Below are 17,400 nucleotides of genomic sequence, written 5' to 3'. Positions count from 1 at the left end.
ATGGCCAGACAGATCCGTCTAAACGCGTTCGACATGAATTGCGTTGGGCATCAGTCGCCGGGCTTGTGGGCGCATCCGCGTGACACATCGTGGCGATACAAGCACCTCGATTACTGGACCGATCTTGCGAAGCTGCTCGAGCGCGGCAAGTTCGATGGCCTGTTCATCGCGGATGTGCTCGGCATTTACGATGTCTTCAAGGGCAACGGCGAAGCGGCGATCCGTCAGGCGGCGCAGGTGCCCGTCAACGATCCGATCCTGCTCGTTTCGGCGATGGCGAATGTCACCCAGCATCTCGGCTTTGGCGTGACGTGCTCGCTTTCGTACGAGCACCCATATCCGTTTGCGCGGCGCATGTCGACGCTCGATCATCTGACCAACGGGCGCGTGGGCTGGAACATCGTGACGTCGTATCTGGATAGCGCAGCGCGCAATGTCGGTTTGCCGAGCCAGGCGAATCACGACGAACGCTATGCGCTCGCCGAAGAATATCTGGACGTTTGCTACAAGCTATGGGAGTCGTCATGGGAAGACGACGCCGTTGTGCGCGATGGCGAACGACAGGTCTTTACCGAGCCGTCGAAGGTGCATCCCATCGAGCATCACGGCAAGTACTTCGACGTGCCGGGCATCCACCTTTGCGAGCCTTCTGTGCAGCGTACGCCGGTGCTGTACCAGGCGGGCGCATCGAAGCGAGGGAAGGACTTCGCCGCGCAGCACGCCGAGTGCATTTTCATCGCGGCGCCGTCGCGCACCATTCTCAAGCAGTTCGTCGCGGATATTCGCGCTCGCGTGAAGTCATTCGGCCGCGATCCGCATGACGTGCTGATTTTCAATCTGCATACGGTGATTACCGGAAAGACCTCCGCCGAGGCCCATGCAAAACATGCGGATTATCGGCGCTATGCAAGCGACGAGGGAGCGCTCGCGTTGGTGTCGGGCTGGACAGGCATCGACCTGTCGAAGTACGAACTGGACGAGCCGCTGCGTCACGTCGAGAGCAACGCGGTGCAATCCGCGGTGGAGGCTCTATCGAGCGCCGATCCCACGCGCGTATGGACCGTGCGCGAGATTGCGAAGTGGGGCGGTATTGGCGGACTTGGACCGTTGTCGGTGGGTGATCCGCAGGAGATTGCCGACGAGTTGCAGTCGTGGGTCGAAGAGACCGACGTCGACGGTTTCAATCTCGCCTATGCACTGACGCACGAAACGTTTAGCGATTTCGTCGATCTCGTCGTGCCGGAATTGCAGCGCCGCGGCGTGTACAAGACCGAGTATTCGAACGGTTCGCTCCGCGAAAAATTGCATGGCAAGGGGGCGCGTCTTGCGGAACCGCATCCTGGCGCGCGCTACCGGGCTCGACATACGGCGCACGCCGAATAGTTTGCATTCACCCATCACTACGTTAACCGGTTTGCAGGAGACCTCCGATGAAATCGATTTTTAGTCACACGTTGCGCGCGCGACGCATGGCTGTTGCATTGACGTTGTTCTCCGCGGCGGCGATGCTGGGCGTTGGTCAGCCGACGCACGCCGCGCCGCTCAAGGGCGCACCTGCACCGTTCGACAAGGGCGGTGTGAAGATTGCGTTGGTCAACTATCTTTCGGAGGGCGATTTCTTCCAGGCCTATGAGGCCGGCGCGCAGAAGCAGGCCAAGGCGCTTGGGATCGACCTGCGCATTTACGAGGGGCGGCAGGATGCTGCCGAACAACGCGAGCAGATTCAGCAGGCGATCAGCCTTGGCGTGTCGGCGATCATCGTAAATCATGGGTTGCCGGAGTCGCTTAAGGACGTGGTGCAGCGAGCGTTGGATAAAGGCATCAAGGTGGTTGCATTCGACGTCGACCTGAACAACCCGAAGGTGCCGCAGATCGAGCAGAGCGATCATGACCTTGCGACGCTGCTGTTGAATCAGGCGGTCAAGGATAACGGCGACGCGTTCTCCGCCGGCTATGTCTATGTGGCGGGCTTTGCGCCGCTGGACCGGCGCGATGCCGTGTGGCGCGAGTTCAAGAGTGCGCATCCACAGGTGCAGGAGAAGGCGCGCTTTGGGACCGTGAACAATCCGATTGCGCAATCGGTCGCGAACCAGGCCGCGGCGGCGTACCGTGCGCATCCTGAGATTCGTGTGGTCTTTGCGCCTTATGATGAATTTGCACGCGGCGCGAAGCTGGCGGCGGATGAAGCGAAACTAGGATCAAAGGTTCGCATTTACAGTGCCGATATCTCGACTGCGGACATAGAGGCGATTCGCGCGCCTAATAGTGCGTGGGTAGCGACCGCTGCGACTAATCCCGCGGTGGTTGGCGCTGTTTCTGTGCGGGCCGCGGCTTTGGCAGTGGCGGGTGAGGGTCTTGCGCATCATATCGTGGTCAAGCCTACGCTTATTACGCGTGACGATCTCGTGAAGAACGACATCAAGACTGTCACGGAGCTGGGGGCCAGGTTTCCGGCGTTCAGGTCTAGCGATGCGGCGAGTGCTGCCTGGATTCCTGTGGCGGAATGAAGGTAACGCTATTTTCTTTGTCTCGATGAGGGGGGCGCTAGTGCAGAAGCTTGCCGGGGCCCGCTATGACAGCCGGGCGGCCCTCATACAGACTTCGATCCGTTGCTGAGCCGAGGAACTGCCTGTCGTTCATCGGCGGCACGCGTCCCAGCCCGGCCCGGCTAACTGCCCTGATAGATGTCGCAAGACAAGCCCACGACACAAGCGCCGCCATTCCTCGCGCGTCCGCTTGCGGTCGATCCGCTGTACTGCGGTCCGCGGGAGTCGTTGCCGCTCATGGAGCCGGACGACTGCGCCATCGGCGGTTGAGACAGCGTTGAGTTTGCCCCCTGACTGGTATTGCCGGCCGGCTGCGAAAATGCAACGCCCGATCCGGCAAAGAGCGCCGTTGCGACGAGTACTGAAGCAAGAGAGACTTTCATTTTCCACCTCGATTAAAAGAACGGTTCTGATTAGTCGATCACGATGACCAATAGAATCGCGCAGATTGAACTGCTGATTTCAAGTGCCCCATTGGTTCCCCGTTAGTGCCACATCAGTGCCGCAATTCGCTATTGCGTGTCGATTGTTAGAAGGAGAGCATTGGCAGGCAGGAAGTTACTGCCTGGCATCCTGCTGCGCATACGTCGACTCCCAACCGCCGCCGAGTGCCTTGCATAACGTGATGAGATTCGTCGCCGCGTTCGCCGTGCTGCGCTCCAGATTGCTTTGCGCGTCGAGCAACTGCTTCTGCACATTGAGTACATCGAGAAAATCGACGGCGCCCGCTTTATATCGTTGCCGCGCAATCGAAAGCGCACTTTGATTCAGACGTACGACCTGTTGCAGGCGCTCATTGCGCCGCTGTTCGGCGTCGTAGAGAACCAGCGCATCGTCGACTTCGCGCCACGCGGCCAGCACCGTGCGCTTGTAGACGATTGCGGCTTCCTGCTGTTGCGCCTCGCGCAAATGAAGTGTTCCTTTCAGGCGGCCGCCTTCGAAGATGGGAAGCGTGATCGACGGTCCGATAACAAACTGCCCCGATGCCCAGTCCGCGAGATTCGAAAGCTGAAGGCTCTGGAATCCCGCGCTGCCGTTCAGCGATATGCGTGGATAGAAATCGGCTTTCGCCATTCCAATCGCAGCGGTGGCGGCGTGCAACTGCGCCTCGGCTCTTCTGATGTCGGGCCGCCGTTGCACGACTTCCGATGCGAAGCCGATAGGCACATTGTTCGGGAGCTTCGGAACAGCGCCTCGCGCGCTCAAGGTTTGCTGTAGTTCGCCAGGCTGCATTCCGAGCAATAAGCCAATTGAGTTGATGGTCGTCTCGCAGTTGGCTTCAAGAGTCGGAATCAGGCTTTCAATCGACGCCGCCTGGGCGGCCGCATTCGCGACGTCCAGATTCGTCGTGACGCCTTCACGCACGCGCGTTTCCGTGAGCTTCGTGGCATCGCGTGCTATTTCAAGGTTCTGCTGGGCTATTTCAAGCAGAGCCTGAGTGTCGCGCAACTGCACATAGTCGCGAGCCAATTCGGCCCGCGCGGACAGGAGCACAAAGTTGCGGTCCTCATATGATGCGTTACTCACCGCCGTCGCGGCTTCGACACCGCGTCGTACGCGTCCCCAGAAATCGAGTTCCCACGATGCATCGAAGCCGAACTGATAGAGGTCGTAAGCGGGCGAGCCTTTGTCGCCTGGCAATGGGGCCACGCCGGTAGGCGACGCGCCCGAGGCCGATTGGCTTTGGCTTCCTGTCGGCGTCACGCCGAGCAAAGACAGAATGCCGTTTATGCTGCCTCGCTCGCGGTTATACGATGCGGCGCCGCTCACGGTCGGGTACTCGTCCGCGCCGACAATACGTTGCTGCGCACGGCTTTGGCGCAAGCGGGCCGACGCGGCCGCGACGTCGAGATTCGCATCGGTGAGGCGTTGCTCCAGCGAGTCCAGCGTGGGATCGTTGAGCAGCTTCCACCAGTCCGAATCAAAGCCGGCTTCGATCGCGCGGCTTGGCGCCTGTGCGGATTGCGTGCGACTGAATACATCGGGCACAACGGTCTGCGGGCGTTCGAAATCGGGGCCCACCATACATGCACTGAGCAACATGCCAAGCAGCGTCGCGAGCACCGGTGGGCGGATTGAACACAGGTTCGCGTTCATTTTGGGTCCGCTCCGTTGATCGACACTTCGGCGGGCTTGCCGACATCGACTTCCGTTTCGACAGAGAGGCCCACGCTCAATGCAGATGCAGCCTGTTGCCCCGGGTCGATGCTGATTTTGACAGGCACACGCTGAACGACCTTCGTGAAGTTGCCGGTGGCATTCTCCGGCGCAATGGGCGCGAAGCTCACGCCGGTAGCAGGCGCAAGACTGTCGACGTGGCCTCGGATCACGACGCCTGGAAAGCTGTCCACCTTAATACGCACGCGTGCGCCGGGCCGCATTCTCGCGAGCTGGTTTTCCTGGAAGTTAGCCACGACGTATGCGTCCGATAGCGGAACGATGGCGACAAGCGGGGCGCCCGGCGTAACAAATGCGCCCACACGCGCGGAACGTCTGCCGATTTTGCCGTCGACCGGTGCGCGAATCTCCGTATACGACAGGTTGAGCTTTGCCTGCTGGAGCGTGGCTTCGCTATGCGCTAACGCGCCGGCCGCCTTGTCGCGCTGTGCACGCAAAACGTCGAGGTTCTGCTCGGTCGCGACAAGTACTGCCTGATTGCGCGATTGCTGCGCCAGTTGCTCGGCTAATGCGCTGGAAGAACGCTGCTGCTCTTGCGTCGTTCCGGCGCCGGCTTCCGAAAGATTGCTGTAACGCGCGGCGTTTGCTCGCGCAAACTGGATCTCGGCTTCGTCGGAGCGAAGCGTGGCTCGCGCCTGCGCGACGAGCGCGGGGTGACGCGCGATTTCGGCGTCGTAGTTAACGACCGATGCTTTCGCTGCAGCGACGTCCGCTTCGGCGCTCATCAGCGCGGCGCGAAAATCGCGGTCGTCGATGCGTGCGATCAGTTGCCCCGTCTTCACCTGCTGATTGTCCGCGACAGGTACTTCGGAAAGCTGGCCGGGGATACGCGCTGCGAGTAGCGTGAAATCGGCCGTGACATAGGCGTCGTTGGTCGACTCGCTATTGGGCGTCGCGAGCAGCCATATGCAGGCGACACCAATGGCGCAAGCTACTGACACATACGCTATGAGGCGAAGCGTTTTGTTGGAAGGGCGGGTGAGAACTGACATATCTATTGTCGTTTAGCGTGAAGATGGCGGCGTGGTGCTCCAGGGCGGATAAATGCGCGTGGGTAACACCGGAACAAGAAAAAGCAGGGCGACGGCAATGCACGCCATCACGCGATACAGATCAGCGGATGTCAGCACGATCGCCTGCTCATGAATGCGTTGCGCGAGTGCGCCGAAACCGTGATTTGCGTCGGCGCTTTGAGTCGTGATCAACGCGTTATTGCCAAGCCGGTCCACGAGCATGCTCGAGTGAAAGTGCTGGCGCGCAGTACCGAGCCCTTCAATGAGACCGGTGGCCGCCACGCCGGCGAAAACTTTCAGCGTGTTGAACATCGCGGAAGCAAGCGGGCCTTCTGTCGGCGGCAAGCCTCCGGTTACGCCCATCAGGATTGAGAGGATCACCATCGGTTGCGCGGCAATCTGCAATGACTGCAGCCAATAGAAGTTGTCGCGAATCCACTCGGAAGTCATGTAGCTTCCCAGGAAGCATGTGGTAGCCATGAGTGAAAGTCCGATCGCGATGACCCATCTGCGATCCACGCGCTGCATGTTCAGCAGCGCGGCAGTCAGAGGCAGCGCAATCAATAGCGGAATCGCGACCAGCAGCGCGAGCGGTGCGGTTTGCAGCGGCCTGTATCCGTGTACTTTCGCAAGGTATTGCGCGGGGATGACCGCGACGCCGGTCAGCAGGATCACCGCGCCCGCCAGTGTAATCAGACCGTGCGTGAAGTTTCTGCGGCGTAGCAGTTGAAGACCGAAGAACGGCGAGGGATGAAACCACTCGTTGATGAGAAACGCGGCCAGCAACAGCGTTCCTCCACCGAGCATGACGCGAATGAAGCCGGAATTCAGCCAGTCGAGGCGGTCGCCTTGCAATAAACCAATCACGAGCATGGCGATAGCGGGAAAGCCGGTGACGAAGCCGGTCCAGTTGAATGACTTAAAACGTTCCAATTTCGACGATTCGTCAGGCAGCCCTTGCTGGATCGCTACGCAGCTAATCAGGCCGAGCGGTACGATTTGCCAGAATGCCATTCGCCAGTCGACGTACTCGGTCCACAGAGCCGCGAGCGGCGTTGCCAGCGATGGTCCAAAGGTTGCGGTCAGCGCGTAGCCGGCAAGGCCGTATAACTTGATCTTCGGCGGAAGGTAGCGCAGCGCCGCGATAATTAACATGGGAGGCAGGCATCCGCCGGCTATTCCCTGCAGCACACGCAGCGCATAAAGCGCCGGGAGGTTCGGTGCAAACGGGCAAAGAACACCGATAAGCATCGCGGCTATTACGGCGCCCAGCGTGAACCGCTTGAGCGTGAGCGTTATCGCGAACCAGGGCGCGAAGACCATCGTGGCGACATTCGCGGCCTCGAAGAGGGCGGTCAGCCAGCTTCCGTCATCGTGTCCGATTGAAAGCGCACCGCGAATGTCGGTCATCGCCACTGCGGTGACCTGCTCGTTAAGTATTGCCAACAAAGACGCGAGAAGCATCCCGACGAGACCCGTCGCAAGACGAGGCGACAACTCCGCTGCCGCGGACTTAGGAGGAAGCGGGCTCTCTGTCTCGCGGACGACACTCGGTGACGACGCATCTGCTACGTCCGATGTTGCCGTTCCCGCGTTCCATGGCGTAGCGATGGTCATATGAGTGCGCGAATCGAGTAAGGTTGAATAAGGCTATGAATCGGACGTTGATTCATTCTAGGAGATTGCTTTGCTCTCCGAAGACAACAGAGCTGGCGCAGTTGGCCATTTCGTTCGCAAATCAGGCCACGGCTCGGCCTGGCACAATGACAATGTGCGTCCATCGCAATAGTCTTTTGTTTTCCGGACGCTGCTTTACTGTCTATGCGGAAGGTTGCACGTCCGCAAAGTACTGAGGCGCTTCGCGACGATCGAACATGCCGTACTCGCGCACCACGCGGATATGCCGCAGACGCACGTCTTCCGGCAATGCAGCCTTGCGTTCGAAAGATTCGGCGGCGGCGTGATCGCGCCAGGTCAGCACAGTGATCACATCGCCGGGCGCCATTAGCGCGTCGAATACGTCCCACGCCACGAGGCCCGCTGCCGATGTCGCTGTTGTTGCATCAAATCCGAGCGACCTTGCCACGGCTTCTGCGCCGGCCTCTTTGACCCACTCGGGCGCGCGCTGCGCATCGAGTAGTGTCACCGCCGTACCCGCTCCCGCCTCGGTGACATCGAGCCGTTGCTCGAGCAGAACTTCTCCTTCGGGCACGCGTGTATCGGCCACAGTCTGGCCGATGCGCAGCCGATAGTCGGCAAACACACGATCGCGCGCCGCCTGCTGTATCTGATGATGCTTCGTCGTGGTGCGCCAGCGAACCAGCGACTTCTCGTCGCGCCAGCTCGATAGGGAAAGAAGCCATCCCTCGCGCGTCAGGCTGGCGTAGCGGGCGTTGTCGATAAAGCCGACGATCTTCTCGAGTTCCGGGCGCAGCATCTTTGCCATGCCGAGATAAAGGTCGAACTGTTCAGGTAGCGGATTGACTTCGAGCATTGCAGAAAACATAACGGACTCTTCCTTTGCTTGTCGATACGATGAGTGGCGAGTTGATTGTCCGCGACGCGTGGGAATTGCAGAAGCCGGAATGGATCGCGTATCGGGCCAATAACGTGGAGAAATTTGCCAGCGCGGCGAAAAGCTTCATCACCGTTTTCATGCGGCGAACAAGTGTTTTTCCTGCCGCGCAACAGAGTGCCTTTGATTCGCGACGAGCATCATGAAAACTCGCTTTGCAGTCACCCGGAAGAGTGAGAAGCGGGCCATTTTCAATCGAATTCAGGCCAATGCAGGATTCGGGCTATTACGACGCCTACAATTCGCGGTGTAGACGTGAGCGTTACCGCATGGGAAGCCGGAATGGACAAATTGCGTGAGATGGAAGTCTTTGTAGCCATCGTGGATCGTGGGAGCTTCACGAGCGCGTCGGAGAAACTCGGCATGTCGACGCCCGCGGTTTCTCGCGCGCTCAATTCACTCGAAGCCCGTCTCGGCACGCAACTGCTCGCGCGAACCACGCGGACAATACGGCCGACCGACGCAGGTCTCGGCTATCTCGACGCTTGCCGCAAAGTGCTGGACGCGATCACCGAGGCCGACGCCAATGTTGCCGCCGATCATCTGAATCCCGTTGGCACACTGACTGTTTCCGCGCCGGTGATGTTTGGTCAGCGCTTTATCGCGCCGCTCATCAATGCGTTTGCGCTGCGCTATCCGGAAGTCACCGTCAACGCCATCTATGTAGACCGCACCACGCGGCTACTGGAAGAAGGCGTGGATATCGCCGTTCGCATCGGCCATCTTGGAGATTCGTCGATATTCGCTATTCCGTTGGGGTTTGTGCGGCGTCGGACCTACGCCGCGCCTGCGTATCTCGCGGCGCATGGCGAGCCGCGTCATCCAAAAGATCTCGCCGATCATCAATGTGTGTCGTTCACGGGCGTCTCTCATCCGCTGGAGTGGGTGTTCGATGGCAACGGTACGAGAATGCCGGTTCGAATCCAGCCGCGAATGATCGTCGACCTGACTGCGGCTGCCGTTCTGGCGGCACTCAATTGCGTGGGACTAACGCAATTGTTGTCCTATCAGGCGGCTCAAGAGGTACAGGACGGCAAACTCAAGCCTATTCTCACGGCATTCGAACCGGAGCCCACGCCAGTGAGTCTCTTGCATATCGAACGGCGAGGCGCGAGCGGGAAGGTCCGCGCTTTTGTCGACTTCGTGACGGAGAGCCTGCGCAGCAATCCGCATCTTCAATCCGAAGACGCAACGGCAACGTAAAGTTCGCGGTAAGCACGCACGAGTAATTCGAGGCTATACGCACGATTCAGGCCACTCGGATTTGGCAGCACCCAGGCGCGCGCACCACCGAAAGGTTCTTGCTGAAGTCCCCATTGAATATCGCGTTTGCCGGACATAGCGGATAGCGCCATCTTCCCGAGAAAGGCAATGTAGCGTGGCGCATAGCGTTTGATCTTTTGCTCGAATGCAGACGCGCCTGCTTCGATTTCCGCTCGCGATAGCTGGTCGGCGCGTGCGGTCGGGCGCGACACTGCTGTAGTGAGACCGCATCCGTACTGAACGAAGCTGCGGTCGTCTTCAGGCCGAATCTGTTGCGGAGAAAAACCCGCGAGATGAACGGCACGCCAGAACCGGTTGTTTCTGCCCTCGAAATGATGGCCAGTTGCTGCCGCACGCACGCCAGGATTGATACCGCAAAAGACCAGCGACAAACCCGGCTCGAGAACATCCGGAAGAGAAGGGGGCAACTCTTCAGGAATCACAACTGCGGCGAAAGCTGAGATGCGGCGTGCTGATCGGCGCCGCTATAGGTCCGCGGCGGTGCGCTTACTGTGCCGCGAAATCTTTGACGATATTGTTTAGGCGTGACGTTCAGTCTTCGCGTAAACGTGGTCCGCATTTGCGTGGCGCTGTGAAAGCCGCATTGAAACGCGACGGTTTTCAACGGAGCGTCCGAGTCTTCAAGCAGTTTCCTCGCAGTGTCCACGCGAACCTGCTCGACGAACGCCGACGGTGTCACCTTTGCATACTTGGCAAAGAGCCGCGAGAAGGTGCGCCGGCTTACCGAAACAGCGCCTGCCAGTTGTTCGATCGACAATGCATCGGTGATATGTTCGGTGACATAGCGGTGCACCTTGCCGATGATCGGGTTTTCCGCCTTGCCTGCACCAATGTAGGGGCTGTACTGCGACTGGCCGCCTTCTCGCTGGATATAGACAACCAGACGTTTGGCAACGCGTACCGCCATCTCGTGTCCCCAGTCTTCCGCCACTAACGACAAACACAGGTCGATGCCCGCCGTCACACCGGCAGAGGTGAAAAGACGACCGTCACGAATGAAGATCCTGTCGGGCTGTACTCGAGCAAGAGGGAAGTTGTCCGCGAGGCGCCTTGCATCGGCCCAATGAGTCGTCACCTGCTTGCCGTCGATCAACCCAGCATGTCCAAGCACGAATGCACCGTTGCAAACGGAGCCGAAGCGCGCCGCGCCGCGTGCCTGGTTTTTCAGCCAGGTCAGCAATTCGTTCGGTGGATTGCAGTCAGGCAAGCGGGGTCCGCCTGCCACCAGTACGAGGTCGAACTGAGTGACGGAGTCCGCATAGCCATAAGGAACGGCAAGCTGCATGCCGTTTGAACACGTGACCGTGCCGGCTTTGCTACCGACGAGCGACACTTCATATCGCTGATGCTCGGGAAGGTTTGCATTCGCTTCAGCGAATACATCGAGTGGGCCTGCTACATCCAGTGCTTGCGCACCTTCGAATATGACAATGGCGACTTTCATGCCGTGACCTTCATCGAGTAAGAGCACGCTCGCCTTGACGGTGCAGACCGACGTGTTTTCGTGGGAATTCCATGCATTGCGATAAGCCGCGGCAACGAGCGAGCGCCTAGCTTACCCCAATGATGGCGCGGCCCGCCCGTCACAAGTGGTAAATGACTTTTTCGCTGGCGTAAAGAGAGAAGCGCCTCGCCTGCGCGTGGGAATGCCTCTTTTTGCAAGGTGGCGCAAATCCCGCATCGAATGGCCTGACATCGCGCGATCTACTGGGTCGCACATCGGCCGCATTGATTAGACTTCGTTTGAAGAATCGTTCGTTCTGGGTTGGGTGCACTCGCGGAGAAATGGCGCATGCGTGTCGCAATGATGCTGTATGCAGGCTTTCAACTGCTCGAGGTGAGCGGGCCGATGGACGTATTCGAGGAAGCAAACCGCGTATGCGGTGAACGGTTCTATGTACAGCATGTCATTGGCCCGACACTCGGGCCGGTCATGTGCTCGAACGGGACCGCGGTACGGACGACCGAATCTCTGCGCGATTCATGGACATCGTTTGATATCGTCATCGTGCCCGGCTCTCCGGCGGTCGGCTCGGCGCGTGAGCATCGGGAACTGGTGAGCTGGCTCGGCGGCGTGGATCGTACTGCGACAAAGATCGCGTGCATATCCAACGGTGCGTTTCTGCTGGCGCGTGCCGGTCTCGCCGATCATCGCTCATTGACTATTCGCGAGTGCGACGCACATCGTCTCGCGAGTGACTTTCCATTGGTGCACGTCGTGCCAGATGCGGGTTGTCTGAAAGACGGCAATCTCTATTCTTCGGACGGCGTGAGCGCCGGTGTTGACCTCGCGCTGACTCTGGTCGAAGAAGATCTGGGCGCAGATGTGGCGCATTGCATTGCGGAGACATTGCTGGCTCACACGCACGTCAAAGACCGCGTCAAAGACCTCGTGACCCAAAAGCGAACTCTTTTGGCCTGTGACGCAAATGCATCCCCGCGCAGCAGGTCCCGATAGTTGGCAGAATCAATTCATCCTCGCAATTCTTCCAGATGCACACCAAGCAAGTGCTAAATGGACTGCACCGGTATGGAGATCCCGCCGCAGTAATGGTCCATGAACTGGCGCCGAACATACGCTGTTCTCGAATTGAACGGGATATTCCCCAATCGCGGCCGCTGATGCCCTCAGCGCCGGTTTCCATACGAGTCAGCCGTGACCCAGAATCCACAAATAGCTTCGCAAGTTTGTCCAGACCCGACACATGACGGCGAATTGATGTCGGGCGCCGACATCATTCTGCGTGTACTCGCGGAACAGGGCGTCGACACGCTATTCGGCTATAGCGGCGGCGCGATCCTGCCGACTTACGACGCGGTGTTTCGATTCAATGAAGCGTGCGCGTCGCATCCCGAGCGCCAAATCAGATTCATCGTGCCGGCCAACGAACAGGCGGCCGGCTTCATGGCCGCCGGCTACGCGCGAGCGAGCGGAAAAGTGGGCGTATTCATGGTCACGTCCGGACCTGGCGCGACGAACGCCGTGACACCCATTGCGGACTGCAATGGCGATTCGATTCCTGTTGTACTGATATGCGGGCAAGTGCCGCGCGCCGCGATCGGCAGCGATGCTTTTCAGGAAGCGCCGGTCTTCAACATCATGTCGGCCTGCTCCAAACAGGTGTTCCTGGTGACCGACGCAACGAAACTCGAGCAGACCCTGCGAAGCGCATTCGAGATTGCGCGCACCGGACGTCCCGGTCCCGTTGTCGTCGACGTGCCAAAGGACATTCAGAACTGGATGGGCGTTTATCAGGGCAAAGGCACGTTGCAGTTTCGCGGCTATTCCGATCGCCTGCGCATGGTCGCGAAAGGCAGCGATCTCGGCGAGGACAAACGCGCGCGTTTCTTCGATCTTCTGCGGCAGAGCGAACGACCGCTGCTGTACGTCGGCGGCGGTGTCATCGCAGCGGGCGCAACGGCCGAGCTGCGCGCGTTCTCGGAGCGTTACAGGATCCCGGTAGTGACGACGCTAATGGGTCTCGGCGCCATACCGGCAAAACACGAATTGTCGCTTGGCATGCTCGGCATGCACGGCGCCGCGTGCGCGAATTATGCGGTCGAAGATTGCGACTTTCTGATTGCCGTGGGTTCCCGATTCGACGATCGCGTCGCCGGTGGCCGCCCGGACGCATTTGCCGCCGGCGCACGTTACGTCGCGCATATCGACATCGACGAGGCTGAGATCAACAAAGTGAAGCGTACGCACTGGAGCCACGTGGGCGATGCGAAGCACGCGTTGCGTTCGTTGATGGAGCACGGTGCAGGTGTGCAATCGCCTGCCGGATGGCTCGAACGAGTGGTGGAACTCAAGCAGCGCCACGGCATGAACTACGACAGGCGCAGTCCGCTGATTCAGCCGCAATTCGTCGTCGAGAAACTCAGCGAAATTACTCAGGGGAGAGCCATTATCAGTACGGGCGTCGGCCAGCATCAAATGTGGACGGCGCAATTTTTCGAGTTCGTCGAGCCTCGCAGCTTTCTGACGTCAGGCAGCATGGGAACCATGGGCTTTGGATTGCCCGCGGCTATTGGCGCACAACTGGCGCGGCCGGATGCGCTGGTAATCGACATCGACGGTGACGGCAGTATCCGGATGAATGCGGGCGAACTGGAAACAGCCAGCACGTATGGCGTCCCAGTCAAGGTGTTGCTGCTCAACAATCGCGGTGACGGGATGATCAGACAGTGGCAGCGTCTCTTTTACGAGGGCCGGACGTTTGTCAGCGACAAGTCGCTTCATCAGAAGGACTTTGTGATGGCGGCGCGCGCCGACGGATTCAGATTTGCCTGCCGCGTCGAAGCGATAAGCGAACTCGAGGACAAACTGAAGTCATTCGTGAAGTTCGAAGGACCCGCCTTTCTCGAAGTGATGATCGATGAGAACGCCGACGTGTTCCCGATGGTAGGGCCAGGCCAAAGCTACTCGGAGATGATCACGGGGCCATTCATCCCTTCGCGTCGCACGCCAGAAGCTGGACATCAGGGCGCAGTGCGTTTGAACGCTGCGGACATGTTCTGACCATGCCTTCTTCTATCGCCATGATCGACATCGACCTGATCTATAAAGCCCTTGCGAATCCCTTTCGGCGGGACGTCCTCCAATGGTTGAAGGCGCCTGCCAAAGTATTCGAGCAGGGCCATTTCGATTTCAGTCATGGCGTACCGCCGAATCTGATTCATGCACGAAGCGGTCTATCGCAGTCGACCGTCTCTGCGCACATCGCAACACTTGTCGCGGCCCGGCTTCTTGTTGCGACGCGGGCAGGGCAGTGGACTTTCCTGTCGCGCAATGAAGAAGTGATCCTCGCGTTTGCCACGCAGATGAGTGACAACTTGTCAGCATCGCGCCCGCGTAGAGCTTCGTCGAAATAGTCGGGCATGCCGCGCAAATCATCCTATGCTGAAAGTCCGGCAGCCGCCGGAAGACATTTGCACAAACTCCTGGAGGTGTCGTCATGAATGAGCCTTCCGATTTCCAGCTCAAAAGAATAGCGCTCAGTCACGGCGGCGGCCGCATGCCCGCAGTCGGATTTGGCACGTTGATTGCCGATGCAGCCGTCACGACAAGCGCCACGACCGCTGCGCTAAAAGTTGGATATCGGCACCTTGATTGTGCCGAGCGATACCGCAATGAGCGCGAGGTGGGCACGGCTTTACAGGCCGCGCTGTCGGCACGAGAGCTTTCGCGAGAAGACATCTTCGTCACGACGAAACTGTGGAATTCCAATCACCGGCCCGAGCGCGTCGAACCTGCGTTCAATGCGAGTCTGGACAGACTAGGGCTCGATTATCTGGACCTTTACCTGATTCATACGCCGTTCGCGTTTCAACCTGGCGACGAGCAGGACCCGCGAGACGAGCATGGAGCCATTCTCTATGATCGCGGTGTGACTTTACTCGACACGTGGCGGGCGTTTGAAGATCTCGTCGACCGTAAAAGATGCCGCGCGATCGGCCTTTCCGACATTGGCCTGAATGAGCTCGAGCCACTGTATGAATCTGCGCGAATCAAGCCGGCGGTCGTGCAGGTCGAGGCTCATCCTTATCTTCCGGAAAGAGAACTTCTGGAGTTCTGTCAAAAGAACGACATCGTCTTTCTGGCGTTTGCGCCATTGGGGCATGGCATAAGGCCCGGACCACTTGAAGATCCGGTTGTCTTGCGGATTGCCGAGCGAGTTGGAAAGACGCCTGCGCAAGTGCTGATCGCATGGGCAGTGCAGCGCGGCACCGCTGTATTGACGACACCGAAGACTGACGCGCGTGCGCGTGAAAACTTCGACATCGCGCCGCTGCCCGATGATGCTTTCGACGCGATCAACGACATTCAGACAAGGCAGCGCTTCAATGAAGTCGTGAAGACCGGCAATCCAGGGTTTATTCCGAGATCGCAGCTTTGATGCGTTGGCCGGGGTCATGGGTTCCGCTTTCCCCGGATACGAGTCCATCCGAACGTATTACATGAACACACGAGCGCACGATGCGCGACACCGTATTGGACGATGGCACCGCGCGGTGTTCGCGGCTACCGCCCTCGAGCGCGAGCTCGTCGCAATTCGTTTCTTAAACGCGCGGATCGAAATCGAATTCGAGCCTGATGCCGCCGGGTTCATAAACCATCGCGTGCCGCTTTGGTCCTTGACCGAGGTCTTCAGGCGCGAATTCGGCCACCACGCCTTCCCATTCCGAAACGCGCGCAAATATCTCGTTTAATGCTTCTTCACTACCCACCTTCAATGCGAGATGGTGCAGGCCGACGTTGGTCTTGCGGTCGAACTCGACGCGCCGGTCCGCGTCGAGTACTTGCCAAAGCGTCAGCGTGACGTGTCCATCGGACACGAACGCCGCAGGGTAGCTCGGGCGCTCGCCGACGAGAGCCCAGCCGAGGCATTGGGCGAAGAACTCCACCGTGAGCTTGAGGTCTCGAACCGTCAGACCGATATGGTCTATTCCGCGCGTTAGGGGTTTGCCTTCCACTGTGACTTCTCCGTTATTAATGAACTGGTCGCGTTGCGCCATTATGCCTACTTGCCACCCCGACTTACTTCGCCCGTATATCGATCCAGATGAATCTCCACGTCGGGCTTTTTCTGCAGCCCGAGTTCCATCAGCTTGCCGATATCGTGCTGTGCCTGCGGACGCTGTACGGAAGTAATGAAGGCGTCCCATTGTGGGCCGAGCTCGCTATCGGGCGGGAGAGTGGCAATGTTGACGAAATGCTTGATTTCCCCAATGGTTTGCTTGTCGAACGAGGCAATGCGCCGGGCCAGGGTGTCGACAAACTTATCCAGCTCGGCATCTGGCAGCGAGCGGTTGACATAGCCATATCGCTCCGCAAGTTCGCCGTTGATGTCGCTGCCGCTCAGCAGGATTTCAAGCGCACGGCCCCGTCCCATCAGGCGGGGAAGACGCGACATCGGTCCGCCACCCGGATCGAACCCGGCGCCCACCTCGAATTGCGAAAGCACGGCTTTTTCGCGGCTGGCAAAGCGCATGTCGGATGCAAGCGACAACTCACTGCCAACGCCGGTAGCCCGGCCCCGGATCGATACGATCGACACGACAGAAGAGCGGCTCAGGCGACTCAACATATCGGGTAGTGGCGGCATACCGGTGGGTCCGGGCGGCATGCTCGTAGTCGCTTCGAGCGGGGGCACGAAATCATAGTGAGTCAGGAAAAAACCAGGTACGGCGCTGTCGAACACCACGACCTTTAGTTCGGGATCGTTTTCTATCTGCGTGATGACGCTGTTCAACTGGGGTATGGATTCGGGGCCGAAGATATTGAACGGCGGATGATCGATGGTGACACGCCAGTATTGCGGCGTTACGCGTCTGATACTGAACTCCGGCTTTGCGCCCGCTTCCAGTTGCACCGCCTGCTTCGCGGCAGCGCCGCTTTGATTGTCTTGTGCGATCGCGCTGCTATTGAAAAACAGTGGGCTTGCGATCAATGCCACCACAAATTGAGTCGGGTTCATGTTTGCTTCCTTTTGGTCCTGAGAAGATTCGCGGGACAAAAAGCGTGCGGCGCATCCGGTCCACCCAGGTAGTCTAGTCGCGGCCTTGTGCAAGACCAATGAGCGTGACGCCATCGCTCGATCAATAGTCTTGATACCGTATTGAGCGAGGCGAAAAAACGGCTGGCGTATCCGGCTGTGTTGCCGTCGCATGACATCTCACACGGTGCTTTACGCGCATCGTATGTATCGCTGCGGCCACGCTGATTGCAGCGGAAAAGATCTATTCGCGGCCGACACAACTGTTGTTCTAACGCGGCCGTTTACCCGCAAGGCTTGTTTGC

Annotated in this window: 16 protein-coding genes; 8 read left to right on the top strand and 8 right to left on the bottom strand. The window is 59.0% G+C overall.

The window, feature by feature from the left end; all coding sequences use genetic code 11:
- Positions 1–1,383 carry an LLM class flavin-dependent oxidoreductase gene (locus tag AB6809_RS10315; RefSeq protein ID WP_371026557.1) on the top strand — a complete coding sequence of 461 codons (1,383 nt, stop codon included), beginning with the start codon at positions 1–3 and terminating at the stop codon, positions 1,381–1,383.
- A gap of 47 nt (positions 1,384–1,430) precedes the next feature.
- Complete coding sequence (locus AB6809_RS10310) at positions 1,431–2,507, top strand: substrate-binding domain-containing protein (protein WP_371026556.1); 1,077 nt, start codon at positions 1,431–1,433, stop codon at positions 2,505–2,507.
- Positions 2,508–3,104: 597 nt separating this feature from the next.
- On the opposite strand, the gene AB6809_RS10305 is transcribed toward AB6809_RS10310, so the two are convergent.
- From AB6809_RS10305 to AB6809_RS10290, 4 genes are all read right to left on the bottom strand, one after another.
- The gene (locus AB6809_RS10305) at positions 3,105–4,643 is read right to left on the bottom strand and encodes an efflux transporter outer membrane subunit (protein ID WP_371026555.1); all 1,539 of its coding nucleotides are present in this window, start codon (positions 4,641–4,643) and stop codon (positions 3,105–3,107) included.
- The gene (locus tag AB6809_RS10300) at positions 4,640–5,716 is read right to left on the bottom strand and encodes an HlyD family secretion protein (RefSeq protein WP_371026554.1); all 1,077 of its coding nucleotides are present in this window, start codon (positions 5,714–5,716) and stop codon (positions 4,640–4,642) included. Before AB6809_RS10300 ends, AB6809_RS10305 begins: the two co-directional genes overlap by 4 nt.
- A gap of 12 nt (positions 5,717–5,728) precedes the next feature.
- Complete coding sequence (locus AB6809_RS10295; protein ID WP_029970787.1) at positions 5,729–7,201, bottom strand: MFS transporter; 1,473 nt, start codon at positions 7,199–7,201, stop codon at positions 5,729–5,731.
- A gap of 355 nt (positions 7,202–7,556) precedes the next feature.
- A complete protein-coding gene (locus AB6809_RS10290; protein ID WP_371026553.1) occupies positions 7,557–8,243 on the bottom strand; it encodes an antibiotic biosynthesis monooxygenase in 687 nt (228 codons plus the stop codon).
- A 14-nt stretch (positions 8,244–8,257) separates the two neighbouring features.
- Between AB6809_RS10290 and AB6809_RS10285 the strand changes: the two genes are divergently transcribed.
- Together AB6809_RS10285 and AB6809_RS10280 are read left to right on the top strand one after the other, a co-directional pair.
- Entirely contained in the window at positions 8,258–8,458 is a 201-nt protein-coding gene (locus AB6809_RS10285; RefSeq protein ID WP_371026552.1) for a hypothetical protein, read from the top strand.
- Between the two features lie 136 nt (positions 8,459–8,594).
- A complete protein-coding gene (locus AB6809_RS10280; protein WP_371026551.1) occupies positions 8,595–9,515 on the top strand; it encodes a LysR family transcriptional regulator in 921 nt (306 codons plus the stop codon).
- Here the strand turns inward: AB6809_RS10280 and mug are convergent.
- The gene (mug, locus tag AB6809_RS10275) at positions 9,488–10,018 is read right to left on the bottom strand and encodes a G/U mismatch-specific DNA glycosylase (RefSeq protein ID WP_371026550.1); all 531 of its coding nucleotides are present in this window, start codon (positions 10,016–10,018) and stop codon (positions 9,488–9,490) included. The two genes, AB6809_RS10280 and mug, sit on opposite strands and share 28 nt — an antisense overlap.
- Positions 10,015–11,040 carry a GlxA family transcriptional regulator gene (locus tag AB6809_RS10270; protein WP_371026549.1) on the bottom strand — a complete coding sequence of 342 codons (1,026 nt, stop codon included), beginning with the start codon at positions 11,038–11,040 and terminating at the stop codon, positions 10,015–10,017. The genes mug and AB6809_RS10270 overlap by 4 nt, the downstream gene beginning before the upstream one ends.
- Positions 11,041–11,388: 348 nt before the next feature.
- Here AB6809_RS10270 and AB6809_RS10265 point away from each other — a divergent pair, with 348 nt between their 5' ends.
- From AB6809_RS10265 to AB6809_RS10250, 4 genes are all read left to right on the top strand, one after another.
- Entirely contained in the window at positions 11,389–12,054 is a 666-nt protein-coding gene (locus tag AB6809_RS10265) for a GlxA family transcriptional regulator (RefSeq protein WP_371026548.1), read from the top strand.
- 198 nt (positions 12,055–12,252) lie between these two features.
- Positions 12,253–14,118, top strand: a complete 1,866-nt coding sequence (gene ilvB, locus AB6809_RS10260; protein WP_371026547.1) for a biosynthetic-type acetolactate synthase large subunit — start codon at positions 12,253–12,255, stop codon at positions 14,116–14,118.
- Between the two features lie 20 nt (positions 14,119–14,138).
- Positions 14,139–14,471 carry an ArsR/SmtB family transcription factor gene (locus tag AB6809_RS10255; protein ID WP_371026713.1) on the top strand — a complete coding sequence of 111 codons (333 nt, stop codon included), beginning with the start codon at positions 14,139–14,141 and terminating at the stop codon, positions 14,469–14,471.
- Between the two features lie 83 nt (positions 14,472–14,554).
- Entirely contained in the window at positions 14,555–15,496 is a 942-nt protein-coding gene (locus AB6809_RS10250) for an aldo/keto reductase (RefSeq protein WP_371026546.1), read from the top strand.
- Between the two features lie 163 nt (positions 15,497–15,659).
- Here AB6809_RS10250 and AB6809_RS10245 read toward each other — a convergent pair whose 3' ends face one another.
- Positions 15,660–16,115: a VOC family protein gene (locus AB6809_RS10245; RefSeq protein WP_371026545.1), complete on the bottom strand. Its 456-nt coding sequence runs from the start codon at positions 16,113–16,115 to the stop codon at positions 15,660–15,662.
- A gap of 5 nt (positions 16,116–16,120) precedes the next feature.
- Entirely contained in the window at positions 16,121–17,077 is a 957-nt protein-coding gene (locus AB6809_RS10240) for an enoyl-CoA hydratase/isomerase family protein (protein WP_181324804.1), read from the bottom strand.
- Positions 17,078–17,400 lie beyond the last annotated feature (323 nt).

The organism is Paraburkholderia sp. RCC_158 (assembly GCF_041355255.1).
Classification (GTDB): domain Bacteria; phylum Pseudomonadota; class Gammaproteobacteria; order Burkholderiales; family Burkholderiaceae; genus Paraburkholderia; species Paraburkholderia graminis.
Note: the sequence above shows the minus strand (reverse complement) of the source record. Positions and strands in the feature narration are given on the sequence as shown.